The 15427-nt window shown below is 72.7% G+C and carries 13 protein-coding genes; 7 read left to right on the forward strand and 6 right to left on the reverse strand.

From position 1 onward, the window contains the following. Window positions 1–31: 31 nt before the first annotated feature. Window positions 32–1120, reverse strand: a complete 1089-nt coding sequence (locus ACGFI8_RS14075) for an S-(hydroxymethyl)mycothiol dehydrogenase (protein WP_392804235.1) — start codon at window positions 1118–1120, stop codon at window positions 32–34. A gap of 68 nt (window positions 1121–1188) precedes the next feature. Here ACGFI8_RS14075 and ACGFI8_RS14080 point away from each other — a divergent pair, with 68 nt between their 5' ends. The 4 genes from ACGFI8_RS14080 (at window position 1189) to ACGFI8_RS14095 (ending at window position 6333) form a co-directional block, all read left to right on the forward strand. Continuing rightward, the gene (locus ACGFI8_RS14080; protein WP_392804237.1) at window positions 1189–2820 is read left to right on the forward strand and encodes a RecQ family ATP-dependent DNA helicase; all 1632 of its coding nucleotides are present in this window, start codon (window positions 1189–1191) and stop codon (window positions 2818–2820) included. A gap of 347 nt (window positions 2821–3167) precedes the next feature. Beyond that, window positions 3168–4169, forward strand: a complete 1002-nt coding sequence (locus ACGFI8_RS14085) for a glycosyltransferase family 4 protein (RefSeq protein ID WP_392804239.1) — start codon at window positions 3168–3170, stop codon at window positions 4167–4169. Window positions 4170–4370: 201 nt separating this feature from the next. Continuing rightward, window positions 4371–5684 (forward strand): hypothetical protein, encoded by a 1314-nt coding sequence (locus ACGFI8_RS14090; RefSeq protein ID WP_392804241.1) that lies wholly within the window; start codon window positions 4371–4373, stop codon window positions 5682–5684. Window positions 5685–5766: 82 nt separating this feature from the next. Continuing rightward, window positions 5767–6333 carry a GtrA family protein gene (locus ACGFI8_RS14095; protein WP_392804242.1) on the forward strand — a complete coding sequence of 189 codons (567 nt, stop codon included), beginning with the start codon at window positions 5767–5769 and terminating at the stop codon, window positions 6331–6333. 252 nt (window positions 6334–6585) lie between these two features. On the opposite strand, the gene ACGFI8_RS14100 is transcribed toward ACGFI8_RS14095, so the two are convergent. Both ACGFI8_RS14100 and ACGFI8_RS14105 read right to left on the reverse strand, forming a co-directional pair. Continuing rightward, window positions 6586–6930 (reverse strand): STAS domain-containing protein, encoded by a 345-nt coding sequence (locus ACGFI8_RS14100; RefSeq protein ID WP_392804244.1) that lies wholly within the window; start codon window positions 6928–6930, stop codon window positions 6586–6588. A 126-nt stretch (window positions 6931–7056) separates the two neighbouring features. After that, window positions 7057–7662, reverse strand: a complete 606-nt coding sequence (locus ACGFI8_RS14105; RefSeq protein ID WP_392804246.1) for a hypothetical protein — start codon at window positions 7660–7662, stop codon at window positions 7057–7059. Between the two features lie 187 nt (window positions 7663–7849). Between ACGFI8_RS14105 and ACGFI8_RS14110 the strand changes: the two genes are divergently transcribed. Continuing rightward, on the forward strand, window positions 7850–8320 hold the full coding sequence (locus ACGFI8_RS14110; protein WP_392804248.1) for an SSI family serine proteinase inhibitor: 471 nt from the start codon (window positions 7850–7852) through the stop codon (window positions 8318–8320). On the opposite strand, the gene ACGFI8_RS14115 is transcribed toward ACGFI8_RS14110, so the two are convergent. Together ACGFI8_RS14115 and ACGFI8_RS14120 are read right to left on the reverse strand one after the other, a co-directional pair. Then, window positions 8310–9704, reverse strand: coding sequence for a DUF1501 domain-containing protein (locus tag ACGFI8_RS14115; protein WP_392804250.1), 1395 nt, complete (start codon window positions 9702–9704; stop codon window positions 8310–8312). The genes ACGFI8_RS14110 and ACGFI8_RS14115 overlap by 11 nt on opposite strands. Window positions 9705–9709: 5 nt before the next feature. Continuing rightward, on the reverse strand, window positions 9710–11638 hold the full coding sequence (locus tag ACGFI8_RS14120) for a DUF1800 domain-containing protein (protein ID WP_392804252.1): 1929 nt from the start codon (window positions 11636–11638) through the stop codon (window positions 9710–9712). A gap of 222 nt (window positions 11639–11860) precedes the next feature. On the opposite strand from ACGFI8_RS14120, the gene ACGFI8_RS14125 reads away from it, so the two are divergent. Then, a complete protein-coding gene (locus tag ACGFI8_RS14125) occupies window positions 11861–13810 on the forward strand; it encodes a nitrate- and nitrite sensing domain-containing protein (protein WP_392804254.1) in 1950 nt (649 codons plus the stop codon). Continuing rightward, window positions 13807–14199, forward strand: coding sequence for a roadblock/LC7 domain-containing protein (locus tag ACGFI8_RS14130; RefSeq protein WP_392804256.1), 393 nt, complete (start codon window positions 13807–13809; stop codon window positions 14197–14199). Before ACGFI8_RS14125 ends, ACGFI8_RS14130 begins: the two co-directional genes overlap by 4 nt. Window positions 14200–14370: 171 nt before the next feature. On the opposite strand, the gene ACGFI8_RS14135 is transcribed toward ACGFI8_RS14130, so the two are convergent. Then, on the reverse strand, window positions 14371–15378 hold the full coding sequence (locus ACGFI8_RS14135) for a YihY/virulence factor BrkB family protein (protein ID WP_392804257.1): 1008 nt from the start codon (window positions 15376–15378) through the stop codon (window positions 14371–14373). Window positions 15379–15427 lie beyond the last annotated feature (49 nt).

The raw sequence follows: 15427 nt of genomic DNA on the forward strand, positions 1-15427 counted from the left end.
GACAAGCCCTTCCGATAGTCGGCGCGTGCTGTCAGCTCAGGACGATGACCGAGCGGAGCACCTCGCCGCGCTCCATCTTGTGGAATGCCTCCTCCACGTCGCCGAGGTCGCCGGTCTCCGTCACGAACTTCTCCAGTGGCAGGCGGCCCTGCAGGTACAGGTCGATGAGCGTGGGGAAGTCGCGGCTGGGCAGGCAGTCGCCGTACCAGCTGGACTTGAGCGCGCCGCCGCGGCCGAAGACCTCCAGGAACGGCAGCGTCAGCCGCATCTCCGGGCGGGGCACGCCGACGAGCACGAGCGTGCCGGCCAGGTCGCGGGCGTAGAACGCCTGCTCGTACACCTGCGGAAGGCCCACCGCCTCGATGACCACGTCGGCGCCGAAGCCGCCGGTCAGGGCGCGGATCGCCTCGACCGGGTCGGTCTCGCGGGAGTTGACCACGTGGGTGGCGCCGAAGTCGCTGGCCCAGGCCAGCTTGCGCACGTCTACGTCGACGCCGATGATCGTGGTCGCGCCGGCCAGGTGCGCGCCGGCGATGGCCGCGTTGCCGACGCCGCCGCAGCCGAAGACGGCCACGGAGTCGCCGCGGGTGACGTTGCCGGTGTTCACGGCGGCGCCGATGCCGGCCATCACGCCGCAGCCGAGCAGGCCGGCGACCGTGGCGGGGGCCTGCGGGTCGACCTTGGTGCACTGGCCGGCGGCGACCAGCGTGTGCCTGAGGAACGCGCCGATGCCCAGGGCGGGGGAGAGCGGGGTCCCGTCGCCGAGCGTCATCTTCTGCTTCGCGTTGTGGGTGTTGAAGCAGTACCACGGGCGCCCGCGCAGGCACGCCCGGCACTGGCCGCACACGGCGCGCCAGTTGAGGATCACGAAGTCGCCGGGGGCCACCTCCGTGACGCCCGGGCCGACGGACTCCACGATGCCCGCCGCCTCGTGGCCGAGCAGGAACGGGAAGTCGTCGCTGATACCGCCCTCGCGGTAGTGCAGGTCGGTGTGGCAGACGCCGCACGCCTGGACCTCGACCCGGGCCTCGCCGGGGCCGGGCTCGGGTACGACAACGGTCTCGAGGCTGACTGGGCGGCCCTTGCCCAGTGCGACCACGCCTTGCGTCTCGATAGGCATACCTGCCGTACTACCAGACGATGGGCCGATGCGGGCCCGGCGCGGCTGAGGATGATAGGAAGGCGCGCATGACGACGGACGATCTGCGCCGAATCGCGCTCGAACGCTTCGGCTGGGAGCGGCTGCGCGACGAGCAGCTGCGCGCGATGGAGGCGCTCATGGCCGGGCGCGACGCGCTGGCCGTGCTGCCCACCGGGGCCGGCAAGTCCGCGATCTACCAGGTGCCGGCGCCCCTGCTGCCCGGGCCGACCATCGTCGTGTCGCCGCTGCTGGCGCTGCAGCAGGACCAGATCGCCTCGCTGACCGCCCGCCACCACGAGTCGCTGGTCGCGGTGCGGCTGTCCTCCGCGGAGGGCCGCGGCGAGCGCGAGGAGGCGCTGGAGGCGCTGCGGGCCGGCGACGCCGAGTTCGTCTTCCTGACCCCCGAGCAGTTCGCCGACCCGGCTCGGGTGGCGCAGATCAAGGCGCTCAGGCCGAGCCTGGTCGCGGTCGACGAGGCGCACTGCGTCTCGGCGTGGGGCCACGACTTCCGCCCCGACTACCTGCAGCTGGGGCAGTTCATCCGCGAGCTGGGCCGCCCGCCGATCGTCGCGCTGACCGCGACCGCCTCGCCGCCGGTGCGCGAGGACATCATCGAGCGGCTCGGGATGCGCGACCCAGAGGTCGTGGTGACCGGCCTGGACCGGCCCAACCTGTACCTCGAGTCGGTGCACTGCCCGGACGAGGAGACCCGCTGGCGGCGCCTCGTCGCCCGGCTGCGCGAGTCGACGCCGCCCGGGATCGTGTACGCCCCGACCCGCCGCGCCACCGAGGAGCTCACCGAGCGCCTGGAGCGGGAGGGCTTCGACGCCGTCGCGTACCACGGCGGCATGAGCACCGGCGAGCGCGAGCGCGCCCACGAGGCGTTCCTCGCCGACGAGGTACCGATCATGGTGGCCACCACGGCATTCGGCATGGGCATCGACAAGCCGAACATCCGCTGGGTCAACCACGTGTCCCTGCCCGACTCGCCCGACTCCTACCTGCAGGAGATCGGCCGCGCGGGCCGCGACGGCAAGCCGGCGACCGTGCTGCTGCTGCACCGCACCGAGGACAGCGGCCTGCGCAAGTTCTTCACCAACGTCTCCGTCGACCGCGAGGAGGTCGCGTCCCTGGCCGCGCTGCTGCGCGCCGCGGACAAGCCGCTGACCCGCGACGAGCTCGAGGAGCGCACGGGGCTGGGCAACCGCCGGCTGGGCCAGCTGCTGACGCTGCTGGAGGAGGTCGGCGGCGCGCGCATGCTCACCGGCGGGCGGGTGAAGGCGCCGCACTGGGCCCCGACCCCGGCGCGGGCGGCCGAGCTCGCCGACGCGCAGGCCGAGCGGCAGCAGACCGTGTCCCGCTCGCGGCTGGACATGATGCGCAACTTCGCCGAGACCGAGCAGTGCCGCGGCCGGACGCTGCTGGCGTACTTCGGCGAGCACCTCGAGGGCACCTGCGGCCACTGCGACAACTGCTCCGACGGCAGCGCCGCCGCCGGCCTGGCCGCTGCCGCGGACGCGCCCTTCCCGGTGCACAGCGAGGTCCGCCACGGCGAGTGGGGCAAGGGCGTCGTGCTGTCCTACGCCGGGGAGCAGATGACGGTGCTGTTCGAGCAGGTGGGGTACAAGACCCTGTCCGTGCCGGTGGTCAGGCAGCACCGGCTGCTGCGGAAGGCGTAGCCCCGCGCAGCACGCCGCCGGAGGCGGTCAGCACCTCGTCCAGGTCCGCCGCGGGCAGCGGCCGGGAGAAGTGGTACCCCTGCGCCTGGGGCAGTCCAGCTGCCGCAGCCGCTCCGCCTGCTCCGGCGTCTCCCAGGTGCCCGGCCCGGTCCACGCGGGCCGCGGTCGCACGGTGCCGAGCCCGAGGGCCGCGTACCAGCGCCATGCGGCCATCGAACTCCCCGGGAAGTCGCTGAATCGGCTGACTCCTTATCGGCAGCCCGGCCGCGGAATTGAGCCCGGCACCGTGATGGGAGGGGACATGATGGGAGGGGATTCGCGCGATGGCGCGCGGGTAGGGGGCTCAGATGAAGGTCGCACTGCTCGGCCCGATCGCCTGGCGCACGCCGCCGCGGGCGTACGGGCCGTGGGAACAGGTCGTGTCCCTGCTCGCCGAGGGGCTCGTGGCCCGCGGCGTGGACGTCACCCTCTTCGCCAGCCTCGACTCGATCACCTCCGCCCGCCTCGACGGCGTCGTGGCGCGCCCGTACAACGAGGACGCGAGCTACGACGGCCGGGTCTGGGAGGCCATCCACATCGCGCACTGCTACTCCCGCAGCGGCGAGTACGACCTGGTGCACAACAACCTCGACTGGCTGCCGCTGGCGATGAGCGAGTTCTGCCGCACCCGGCTGCTCACCACCGTGCACGGCTTCTGCTCGCCGGCGATCCTGCCGGCCTACCAGCGGGCCCGCTCGGCCTACGTGTCCATCTCCGACGCCGACCGCGGCCCGGGTCTCGACTACGCGGCGACCATCTACCACGGCATCGACGCGCGGCAGTTCCCGTTCCGCGCCGAGCCGGGGGAGTCGCTGGTCGCATTCGGCCGCATCCACCCCGACAAGGGCACCGCGGAGGCGATCCGGATCGCCCGCGCGGCCGGTCGGCGGCTGCTCATCTGCGGGCCGGTGCACGACGAGCGGTACCACGCCGAGGAGGTCATGCCGCACGTCGACGGCGAGCAGATCGTCTACGCCGGCAACATCGGCCCCGCGCGGCGCGCCGAGGTCCTCGGCGGCGCGGCCGCGCTGCTGCACCCGATCGGGTTCGCCGAGCCGTTCGGGCTGTCCGTGGTGGAGGCGATGGCCTGCGGTACGCCCGTGCTCGCCTATCCCCTGGGCTCGATGCCCGAGGTCGTCGATCAGGGCGTCACCGGCTACCTCGTGGCGAACGCCGCGGAGGCGGCCGGCGCGCTCGACGACGCGCTCAAGCTCGACCGCGCCCGGGTGCGCGCCCGCGCGCTCGAACGCTTCTCCGCCGAGCGCATGGTGGACGACTATCTGCGGCTGTACCGGCGAATCGTCGGCTGAATCCCTCAAGGCCCCTGGCGGGCGGCCGAACCTTCACAGTGTGCGGCGCCCGCGGCTTCTGACGCGGCAACGCGAACGGCTCGGCTCCGGCAGCGACGTGGCAGGCTGCCGGAGCCGAGGCCACGCGTTCCGTTTCCTTGCGTGATCGAAGGCTGGCGTTGCGTCATCGACATCCCTAAGCTCGCAGGGCGGAGGGATACTGTGAGTGCTGTCGATGTCACTGACCGGCTGGACGAAGTCGGGCGCCGCATCGTGGAGTGGGACTTCCCGGGCGCCCGCGCCGCGGTCCAGCAGCTGCTGGACGAGCCCGGCCTCGCCGACGACGATCGGCTCACCGCCCGGCGCCTGCTCGCCGAGGTGCTGCGCGAGCTGGGCGAGCTCGACGCGGCGTACGACCTGGCCGACGCCGTCGCCGTGCAGGCGGAGCGGCGCTACGGCCCGGCGCACCGCGCGACCGTGCACGCCGTCGCGGTGCTGGCCGCGGTGCGGCACGACTACGACGAGTGGGACGAGGCCGAGCGGCTCTACCACCGGGTGCTGGACAGCGGCATCGACGAGGAGGGCGCCGAGCCGGTGTGCCGCGCGGTGCGCCTGGCCCGGGTCAACCTGGCGCTGCTGCAGCGCGACCGCGGCGAGACGGCGCTCGCGCTGAGCATGCTCAACGCCGCGTATGTCGTACACCGCCGCGAGTACGGCGCGGAGGACCTCGACACCATCCGGATCGCGGCGGAGCTGGCCGCGCTGCAGCACGCCGGGGGCGACGTCGCCGCGGCCCGGCGCCTGTTCACGCTGGCGCACGCCGCGGCGCGGGCGCGCCTGGGCACGCGGCACCCGCTCACCAAGGCCGTCGAGTGGGAGCTGGCGGCCGTCGAGCCGCCGATGCCCTCCGCACCGGTGTCGTCACCACCCGTCAGGGATCCGGCGCCGGCGGTCGCCGGTCCGGTCGCCGATCCGGCCGTTCCCGAGCCGTCCGAACCTCCGCAGCCCCCGCAGCCTCCGCCGCCCGATTCGCAGCCTCCGCGGCGGCTGCGGTCCGCGTGGCCGCTGCTGTCCGTGGTGGTCGTCGTCCTGGGTGCGGCGGTACTCGCCGGGCTTCTCCTGTGGCACCGGCCCGCCCGGGCGCCGTCGCCGCAGGCCGCGACCTCCCCGGCGGCCGTCGGCGCCGCGCTGTCCGCGCCGGCGGCGACCCTGTCGGCGGCGGTCGCCTCGCCGCCGTCGTCCTCCGCAGCCGGCGCCCCGCCGGCGTCAGCGGCCGCCGCCGTGGTGCGCGATCTGCGGCTGCGGGACGGCCGCACGGAACTCATCGTCACCTGGGCGGCGCTGCCGGTGACCGTGGTCGTCGCGCTGTCCCGCGCCGAGGCGCCCACCGCGGTGGTCACCACCGTGCCGCCGGGCACCGCGCGGTATGTGATCCGCGACGTGGACCCGGGCGTGCCGTACTGCGTCGTCGTGGGCCCCGTCGACGAGGCGGTCGCGGTCACGCCCGCTACGTCGGTGTGCACGGGTGATCGCTGAGCGTTCCGTCCGACCGCCACCCGCCGGTTTTCCGCGACAGGGGTGGGCATATCGCAAGGTTCGCCGGGTATAGTCCGGCCCGATGCGTCTTACAGACCGGACCCTCAACTGGCTGCCCAATCCCCTGGCAGCGCTATTGCGCAAGCATCGCGAGACGGTGAAGTTCGTCATCGTCGGCGGCCTCTGCTACGTGGTCAGCCTGGTCTTCAACTACGCGCTGCGCCTGACGGTGCTCGGGGCGAAGCCGGTCACCGCGCTGACGATCGCCAATATCATCGCGACGGTGGTGTCCTATTTCCTCAACCGCGAGTGGTCCTTCCGCACCCGCGGCGGCCGGCGTCGCCACCACGAGATGCTGCTGTACACCGTGGTGAACGGCATCGGCGTGGCCGTGAACTCGGCGCCGCTGTGGATCGCGCAATACACCTTCGGCCTGCACTACCCGAACGTGAGCCACGCGGTCGAGGAGATCTCCGACTTCGTCTTCGGCATGATCATCGGCGTGGCCCTCGCGATGGTCTTCCGCCTGTGGGCCTACCGGGTGTGGGTCTTCCCGCACGACGACGTGCGCCCCGCCCCGAAGCGCTACGAGGTCCCGACCCAGGCCGCGGTCCCGGCCCCGGTGGCGACCGACTCGACCAGCGCCTGACCCGTCCGCGCCCGCGCACCCTCGGCGCGCCGTGAAACTTTCCCGAGGACCCCCGCTCTCAAGCCCTACGGCAACCGGTCCGAACCTCCAACTGGTCCGCCCTCCGATCCGGCGCTACGCGCCGGATCTTTCGCCTGTGGGGCGAAATTTCGGGTATGTCGGCTTTGGGGGAATGCCGCTCGCTGGGCGCATCGGGGCCCAGGCCCGGGGGTAGTTGGTTCGGATCTTTGCTGCGGCAGTGCGACAGAACACTCAGAACACGGTGTGGTTGGTGTCGTGCTCGGCCGGGGTGCCGAGCATCTCGTGGACGCCGGCGATGCGCAGCTGGCGGTGGACGAAGGGGCTGGCCCGCGAGACCACCATGCGCACGCCCTCGGTGCCGCACTCGCGCTGCGCGCCTACCAGGGCTCCGACCGCGGCCGAGTCCAGGAACGTGATCAGGCCGAGGTCCACTCGCAGCACCCCCGGGCGACGCTCGGTGGCGGCGGAGACGATCTCCTGACGCAGCGTGGCCGCGTTGCCGTGATCGACCTCGCCCCGCACGGTGAGCACCGTCGATCCGTCCATCATGACGTTGGTCGTCACCGACATGGTCATGGTGTTTCCCAGCTCGTCACGCGAACAGCATAAGAGCACTTCGGGCGGGGCGCAGCGGGCAGTGTGTCCAGGTTCACCGGTGGGTGCACGCAGTGTGCGTGCGCGTCCGCCCGTGCGCGGGGAGGGCTATGCCGCGCCCGGTGGCGGGCCGCCGGGGATGTGGTCGGGGCAGTGCAGGCGCAGCTCGCGGTAGCCGAACGGGGCGTCGACGAACCAGCAGTGGTGCGGGGTGTCCGTGCCCGGGTGGCGGTATCCGTCGAAGAAGCGGCATGACAGGCACATCCGGGTGACCGGGATGCTGCCCTGCTGCTGCATCAGGCCGATCTTCGCGGTGACCATGCGCAGCAGGCGCGCCTGCTGGTTGTCGGTCAGGGTTTCCACCTCGGACAGCAGCTCGTCGGCCCAGTTGGCCGGGGCCGGCGTGGTGGACAGGCCGCGGTCGGTGGCGGCGACGCGCATGTCGCGTGCGGCGTACGACGGGGCGGGGCGCATCTCGACCAGGCCCTCCGCGATCAGCGGGGAGAGCAGCGCCATCGCCACGGCGACCGAGGAGCCCAGGTCGCCGGCCAGGTCGGAGAGGCGGTATTCGCGGTCGCGGCGGCCCAGTAGCAGCATCACCTGGCGGTGGGCCGGGGGGAGGCCGTGGTCGGGCTCCGGGCCGTCGGTGGGGGCCATCACGGCCACCCTGAGCAGCCCGGCGACGAGCTTCTGGGCCCGCACATCCTGCGTCACGGGGCACCTCCCAACAAGGAGTGTCGTGTATGCACCCTAATCCCGCACATCGATCAACGGGGTGCGCGGCGCGACAGAATTCGACGCACGGTGTACCGGGTAAAGTGCATTTATCAGAAAAATCCGGCAAATCGCGGCAAAGTGGCGTAGGCTCTGCGAGCCAGGAGAGGTGCGACGGGGGTTACGGATGGGTGCGACACGGTTGGCCGCGGCGGCGACGGTGCTGCTGGCGGCGGTCGGTGCGGTGGAGGTGGCGGCCCCGGGCGCCGCGCTGGCGGCCGACGTGCGCGCGACGCGACCACCGATGACCGCCACCACCGACGCCGCAATGGCACGAGACGGATCGGCGACGGGGACGCAGCTCGTGCTCACCGTTGCCAAGGGCGACTCGAGCCGGCCCGCGCAGCGCCGTGCCGTGCTGACCTGCCAGCCCGCCGGCGGCAGCCACCGTCAGGCCTACGACGCGTGCACGGAGCTGGCCAAGGCGGGCGGCAAGTTCGACCGCCTGCAGCTCAACGGCGGGGTCTGCACGTTGCAGTGGGACCCGGTGACGGTGACCGCGACCGGGCGGTGGAAGGGGCGCAAGGTCGCGTACCGCCACACGTTCGGCAACGCGTGCACGCTGTCGACGACGACGGGAGCCGTGTTCAGCCTTTGAAGACGCCCAGCGTCTTGAAGTCGTGGTTGGGGAAGATGGCCGTGGGGTCGCCGACGTCGAACCGCTTCTTGAGCATCTCGGCCAGAATGTCGCGGTAGTCGTTGGCGCCCGCCACGTCGCCCTGGTCGAGGGCTGACGGGGCCAGGCCCGGCCAGTTGCCGTGCACCTTGCCGCCGTTGAGGCCGCCGCCGAAGAGCAGCATCGCGTTGCCGTGGCCGTGGTCGACGCCGACGTTGCCGTTCTCCTGCACGCGGCGGCCGAACTCGCTCATCGTGATGACGGTCGTGCTCTCCAGCAGCGGGCCGATGTCGGTGCAGAACGCGCCGATCGCGTCGGAGAGGTTGGTCAGCGAGTTCTTCATGTCGCCGCCGTCGACGCGGCCCAGGTTGGTGTGCATGTCCCAGCCGCCGACGTCGAGGGCGGCGACGCGCAGGCCGACGCCGGCCTTGAGCAGCTGGGCGATGTCCTTGAGCCGGTCGGCGAGGCCGCCGCCGGGGTACTGCACGCCCTCGGCCGGCCGGTACTGCGTCGTGGCGAGCTTCTGCGCCGTGCTGATGGCCTGCAGCGTGCTCCCCGCCGTGGCGGCGAGCGGGTGGTCCAGCCCGGTGTACAGCGTCTTGAGCGCGTCCATCGTCTGCGAGCGCATGCTGTCGTTGTCGATGCGGAAGTCCCGCATGCCGTTGAGCACGATCGCCTGCTCGCCGCCGACGAGCGAGCGGGGCAGCGCCGAGCCCTGCGCGATGGCGCGGAACGTCGTGCCGGGGCCCATCTGCGCGAGCACCCGGTCGAGCCAGCCGGTGCGCACCGCGACCGAGGCGGCGCCGCGCTCCAGCGCGTCCTGCGCCTGGAAGTGGCTGCGGCTGGCGTCGGGCGAGGCGACGGCGTGGACCGCGGCCATCTTGCCGGACTGCCAGAGCGGGTAGAGGGAGGTCATCGCCGGGTTGAGGCCGAAGCCGCGCCCTGCCGGCATCATCGCCGCCATCGGTACCGCGATGTTGGGCCGCATCTGCTTGTAGTTCGGGTCGTCACCGGGCGCGACGACGGACAGCCCGTCCATCCCGCCGCGCAGGAAGATGACGATGAGCGTGTTCTTGTTGTCCTCGGGGGCGGCGAACGAGACGCGGCTGGTCACCAGCTGCGTGCCGAGCGCGGCGACGCCGACGAAGCCCGCGCCCTGCACGAGCCGGCGGCGGGTGAAGCCCTTGCTCCACTTGTCGCGCTCGGCGGCGAGCTCGTCGGTGACCTGCTCCGCGTGCACGCGGATGGCGGCCTCGCACAGGTTGGGGCCGTGCCGGCGCAGCTCGTCGAGGTCGGCCGGCCGCCGCTCGCCGGGCGGCAGGCCCTCGGAGAGGCCCCCACCGGTACGGTCGGAAAAGTCGCTCATGTGGCTCACCGCAGCGCGTGGTAGACGGAGTCGAGGATCAGCGGCGCCAGCAGGGGCAGCTTGCCGCCGAGGTTGTTGTCGGTGACGCGGGTGTCGGCCTTGGCGCCCAGAAACTTGATGAGCGCGTCCTTTTCGGGCTGCTGCATCGGCTGGAAGACCAGCCGGTTGGCCAGCACGTCGAGATACGTGCCGAGCGTCGCGGCCGGCTGCGTGACCAGCGTGTCGGCCTTGGGGTTGTCCAGGCCCCTCCACTGCCCCTGGACGAATGCCCGGTGCGCGTTCCAGGTCTCCAGCATGCCGGCGGCCGAGCTCCACGCCGTGGCCACGTCGGGGTAGCCGTCCGGCGGCCCCCAGCCCAGCGGCGGCTGGCCGAGCTTGTTGGTGAAGTTGTAGAGGTCCTCGAGCGCCTTGGCGGTGTCGGAGCCGGGTTTGGTGCCGACCACCCGCGCCGTGGCCACGAAGTTCTCCAGCGGCCGGCGCGTTTTGAGGCCGGTGGCGATCCAGAACTCCAGCGACCGGAACAGCATCTTGAGTACCGGCACGATCGCCGAGCCGCTCTCCTGGTAGGTCTTGGCCAGCCGGTCCACGAGCCCCTGCGGCGGGGTGTCGCACACGAACCGCACGCAGAGCTTGCGGGCCACGTAGCGCGCGGTCGACGGGTGGGTGGCCAGGTACAGCAGGTAGGCGTCGCCGACGGCCAGGCCGTCCTTGGCGGACTTGTTGGCGTGCTGGAACCCCAGCACCTTCACCGCGCCCGTCCAGTGCTTGTTCTGGTCATACCGGAACGTGCCGTCGCGCGTCGCCGTGCGCCCGGTCATCAGGTAGGCCGAGTTGCGCACGTCCTTCTCGTTGTACCCGCCGTCGATGCCGACGGTGTGCAGCTCCAGCAGCTCGCGCCCGTAGTTCTCGTTGACGTTGCGCTTGTCGGAGGAGGTGTTGTCGAGGTACCGCATCATAGCCGGATCGCGCGCGGACGCGATGAGCATGTCGGAGAACTTGCCCAGCGCGTGCTGGCGGATGACGCCCACGTCGTACGGCCCGCGCACGTCCCAGCCGCCGTCGAACGGGCTGGTCACGTTGAGGTGGTTGTTCCAGAAGTCGACCATCACCTCGAACAGCTGCCGGCCGCTCCACATCTGCCGGGCGAGCACGGCGCGGGTCAGCTCGTACATCGGCTTGTTGTCGCCGTCCTTGACGGCGGCGCGGATGTCCGCGGTCGACATCGTCGCGGTCGGCACGGCCTTCAGCGCCGCGTCGGCCACCGGGTCCTCGATCTTGTCGGGCTCCAGCTGCTGGTCGATCCAGGCGTCGATGCCGACCTGCTTCACCAGCGCGACGTCGGCCGCGGTCGGCCCGAAGGTGGCGCGGCGCAGCAGGTGCAGCACCGGGTCGCGGTTGAGCGGCGTGGGGAAGCGCGGGGTGGCGCGCATTGCGGCGACGGCGGCGGCCGAGGGGGTGTCGGCGGTGCCGGAGGCGCCCAGGTCGTTGAGGTCGCCCTGGCCGCTGGTGTAGCTCGAGTCGCGGTTGGAGAACGAGCCCGCGTCGCGCGGCGAGACGTTGCCGCCGCCGCTGCCGGTCTTGACGAAGTCATCGGTTTCGGCCGCCGGCGCGCCGAGCACCGCCGCCGCGCCGGAGCCGAGCGCGCCGAGGGCGACGGCGCCGCCGCCGAGGGCCATGAGCGCCTGGCGGCGGTTGCGCGTCAGCTCGTGCAGGGCGGGCCGGCCGGTGCGCAGCCACGCGGGCGCCGGGCCGCCGGCCTTGCGGCGGGCGGCGGGCGCGCCCAGGGCGGGCCCCTCGCCGGTGTCGTCGGCGACGGCCCGCGGGGACTGCAGCACCCGGGGCATCGGGAACTCGCCGGTGTAGTCCGAGAAGAACGCGCCCTTCACCTTCTTGGGCGCGTCGCCCGGGTCATCCGAGAAGAGCCGTTCTGGCACGCATGGAAATCTAGTGAGCCGGTGATCGCCCCTCAAGCCGGGCGGTGCGAGGACCTTTCAACTTTGCCTTTCTTCTTGCTTAAGCCAGCGACCTTCTTCGCGAAACCGTGCAAAACCGGCGCGCTCGCCGCGATCGATGCCGGTTACCGGAAGTCATCTCTTCCGCACAGAGTGCTCAAGGTGTACGTATAAGTGACCGGCCGAGGGCAGGGGGTAACGATTGTGATCGATCCTGCGCTCGTCCGCCGGCGCCGCCTCGCCGATCGTTCCGTTGCCGCCAAGGTCGGCCTCGTGCTGCTCGTCCCGCTGCTCGGCCTGCTCGGGCTGGCCGGCATCGCCGCCTACGGGTACACCAGGCAGGACGAGCTGACCGTCGACCTGCGCGCCGCGGTCGCGGCCGGCGTTGCCGCCGACCGGGCCGCCGCCGAGCTGAGCGGGGAGCGGTACGCCGCCGCCGGGCTCCTGCTGTCCGGCACCGACCTGGACCACGACATGGCCCGCGCCGCGCTCGACGCCCGCGTCGCGGCGGCCGACCCGGCGGTGGGCGCGCTGCGCGCCGAGGCCGCGCGCGCCGGGCTGCTCACCCCGGCCCTCTCCGCCGACCTGGACGGGCTCGGGTCGCTGCGCGCCGGGGCGACCGCGGGCGCGCAGGAGGTCGCGGCGGGGGAGTACCTCATGCAGTACACCCAAATCGTGAGCGACCTCGTGCGGCTGCGGCAGGTCGTCGCCGGGTCCGCCGGCCCCGGGGCGGTGACCGACGCCGCCCGCGCGTCGGGCTGGCTCGCCGTGGCCCGCGAGGAGCTGGCCCAGGTGCAGCTGCTCGACCTGCGCGGGGCCGACACGCCGGCCCGGCGGGAGAGCCTCGCCGAGCATCGGGCCGCCCACCTCGAGGCGCTGCGCCGCTTCGCCGACGTGGCCCCGCAGGCGTGGCGGGACCGCCTGAGCCTGGTGCCCTCCGGCCTCGGCGGCGACGCCCAGCCCGCCCTCGACGCCCTCACCGCGCTCTCCGCCGACGCCGGCGCCGACGAGACCGCGCTGGCCGCCGCCGCCCGCGACGCGCAGCAGCGCACGATCGTCGCGGGCCTGGCCCTGCTGCTCGCCGTCGTGGCCGGCTCCGTCGCCCTGGCGGCGCGGGTCGTGCCGGACTCGTCGAGGCGGCGCTCCGCGGAGGTACCGCCGCAGACCGCCCCCGGCGGCACGACGGCCGCGCTCGCCGGCCTGCTCGCCGGCCGGGCCCGGCGCAACCAGCGCCTGGCCGACACCCTGCTGCAGCGCCTCGACGCCGCCGAGCGCGACGAGGCCGACCCCGACCGCCTGGCGCAGCTCTTCGCCTTCGACCACCTCGCGACCCAGATGCGCCACGACAACCAGAGCCTGCTCGTGCTCGCCGGCGCCGACACCGCCCCCGGCCGCCGCGAGCCGGTGACGCTGCTGGACCTGCTGCGCGCCGCGCAGTCGCGGATCGAGGACTACCGGCGCATCGAGTACGGCCGGATCGCCCCCGATGTGCGGATCGTCCCCGAGGCCGTCGACGACGTCGCGCACCTGCTCGCCGAGCTGTTCGACAACGCCGTCCGCAACGGCCCGCCCGACCGCCCGGTGCTCGTCGAGGGCCGCCGGGCCGGCGAGGTCGTCGTCGTGGAGGTCACCGACCGCGGCCCGGGCCTCGACCCGCCGAGCCTCTCGGAGCTCAACGCCCGGCTCGCCGGCCTCGACCCCTCGCGCGACGGTCTTGGTTCCGCGCGCGCGTCGGACGCTGTCGGCGCGCCCCGCACCGGCTTCATGGTCGTGGCCCGCCTCGCGGCCCGGCACGGCCTCGCGGTGACCCTGCAGGTCCCGCCGTCCGGCGAGGGCCTGTGCGCGGAGGTGCAGTTGCCCGCCGAGCTCCTCCTCGCCGACGCTCCCGGTGTCGAGGATCCCCCGGCGGTACGCCTCCTTGCCCCGCGACCGATCGAGCGCAGGCCCGCGCTGCCCGGTGCCGAGCCGGTCGACGTCCCGCACCCGCGCTCGACCCTCGCCCCGATCTTCCCGGGTCCCGCACGGACCCCGGACGGCCCTACGGTGGACGTCGAGCCCGAGGCCGTCCGGGATCTTCTGACCGGCTACCAGCACGCGCGCACCCAGCACCCGGTGAGCGCGGCCACCAATACGGAAGGACGTCCTTCGGCATGACATCGACCACGGGGCTGGACTGGCTGCTGAGCGGCTTCACGCAGCGGGTCGTCGGCGTACGGCACACGGTCGCCGTCTCGGGCGACGGCCTGCTCGTGGCCTCGTCGAACGAGCTGCCCCCGGAGCGGGCCGACCAACTCGCCGCGATGGTGGCCGGGGTGGTGTCGCTGGCGCAGGGCCTGTCGGCGTGCACCGAGGCCGGCCCGGTGCTGCGCACGATCGTGGAGATGGGCCGCAGCCTGCTGTTCGTGATGGCGCTCGGCGAGGGCGACACCCTGGCGTGCCTGGCCGCGATGGTGCAGCCCGGCTGCGACGTGGGCCAGGTGGCGTTCGAGATGTCCGGCCTGGTGGACCAGGTGGGCGCCGCGCTGACCCCGTCCACGCGCTGACGCCGGGCCCGGCTTCGCGGCCGCTCGGCCGCTGTTCCCGTCACGTCACGACGCCTGGCGGCCTGCGCACTGTTCGCCACGAGCCAGTTGGCGATCGCGGATTTTTCGCCTGTCAGGGTATAAATCCGAAAAGTCCGGACACGAAGTGTCTGGACTTTTCGTCGTGGCCGCTCAGGTCAGCCCTATGTCGTGCCCGTCCTTCACGTGGCTGTCGTCGCGCAGCGGGACGTACGGCTCCTCGGCCGGGCGCTGGCCGGCCGCGATCGCGCGGCCGCGCTCCAGTTCGGCGTCGAACTCCGCGCCCAGCAGGATCGCGATGTTGGAGATCCACAGCCAGACGAGGAAGGCGATGATGCCGCCCAGTGTGCCGTACGTCTTGTTGTAGGAACTGAAGTTCGACACGTAGATCGCGAAGCCGGCCGATGCGATCAGCCAGATGACCACCGCCAGGGCACCGCCGGGGGTGATCCAGCGGAAGCCGTGCTGGCGGGCGTTCGGCGACGCCCAGTACAGGATGGCCAGGATCAGCATCGCGACGAGCAGCAGCGCGGGCCACTTGACGATGTCGAAGACGTCCACCGCCTGTTTCGACAGGCCGATCCAGCCGCCCGCCTCCTCCGCGAACCGGCCCGTGAAGACGATGCTGAGCGCGGCGAAGGAGATGAGGGTGCCGACCGCGATCGTGATGCCCAGGCGGATCGGCAGCACCTTCCAGATGGGGCGGCCCTCCGGCACGTCGTAGATGGCGTTCGACGCGCGCATGAACGCCCCGACGTACCCCGACGCCGTCCACACCGCGCCGAGCAGGCCGACGACGGCGAGCAGGCCCGCCGAGTGCGAGCCCCTCTTGAGCTCGTCGACGGCGCCGCTGACCGGGCCCGCGATCGAGGCCGGGAACAGCTGCTGCGCGTTCTTGAGCACCGCGTCCTGCGTGGTGTCCGTGAGCAGCAACCCGGAGACCGACAGCAGCACCAGGATGCCCGGGAAGATGGACAGCACCCCGTAGTAGGTCAGCGCGGCGGCCCAGTCGGTGAGGTTGTCGTTGTTGAACTCCTTGACCGTCCGCTTGAGCACGTCGATCCAGGACCGCTTGCTCAGGTCGCGCGGGCGGTCGGGACCGCCGTGGACCGGGTCGTCGGGGGATGGGGCCGAGGAGTCCGGAGGGTCTGCTGAAGTCATCGCGCCACCTCGCGTCCGCCGGGTCGGTCTAGGGACCCTATGCCCCCGG

Source organism: Dactylosporangium sp. NPDC048998 (assembly GCF_043197855.1).
Taxonomy (GTDB): domain Bacteria; phylum Actinomycetota; class Actinomycetes; order Mycobacteriales; family Micromonosporaceae; genus Dactylosporangium.

Bases quoted from the DNA above. Each gene is read 5' to 3' on its own strand.
- ACGFI8_RS14075 (WP_392804235.1), bottom strand. From the start codon at position 1,120: ATGCCTATCGAGACGCAAGGCGTGGTCGCACTGGGCAAGGGCCGCCCA.
- ACGFI8_RS14080 (WP_392804237.1), top strand. From the start codon at position 1,189: ATGACGACGGACGATCTGCGCCGAATCGCGCTCGAACGCTTCGGCTGG.
- ACGFI8_RS14085 (WP_392804239.1), top strand. From the start codon at position 3,168: ATGAAGGTCGCACTGCTCGGCCCGATCGCCTGGCGCACGCCGCCGCGG.
- ACGFI8_RS14095 (WP_392804242.1), top strand. From the start codon at position 5,767: ATGCGTCTTACAGACCGGACCCTCAACTGGCTGCCCAATCCCCTGGCA.
- ACGFI8_RS14100 (WP_392804244.1), bottom strand. From the start codon at position 6,930: ATGACCATGTCGGTGACGACCAACGTCATGATGGACGGATCGACGGTG.
- ACGFI8_RS14110 (WP_392804248.1), top strand. From the start codon at position 7,850: ATGGGTGCGACACGGTTGGCCGCGGCGGCGACGGTGCTGCTGGCGGCG.
- ACGFI8_RS14115 (WP_392804250.1), bottom strand. From the start codon at position 9,704: ATGAGCGACTTTTCCGACCGTACCGGTGGGGGCCTCTCCGAGGGCCTG.
- ACGFI8_RS14130 (WP_392804256.1), top strand. From the start codon at position 13,807: ATGACATCGACCACGGGGCTGGACTGGCTGCTGAGCGGCTTCACGCAG.
- ACGFI8_RS14135 (WP_392804257.1), bottom strand. From the start codon at position 15,378: ATGACTTCAGCAGACCCTCCGGACTCCTCGGCCCCATCCCCCGACGAC.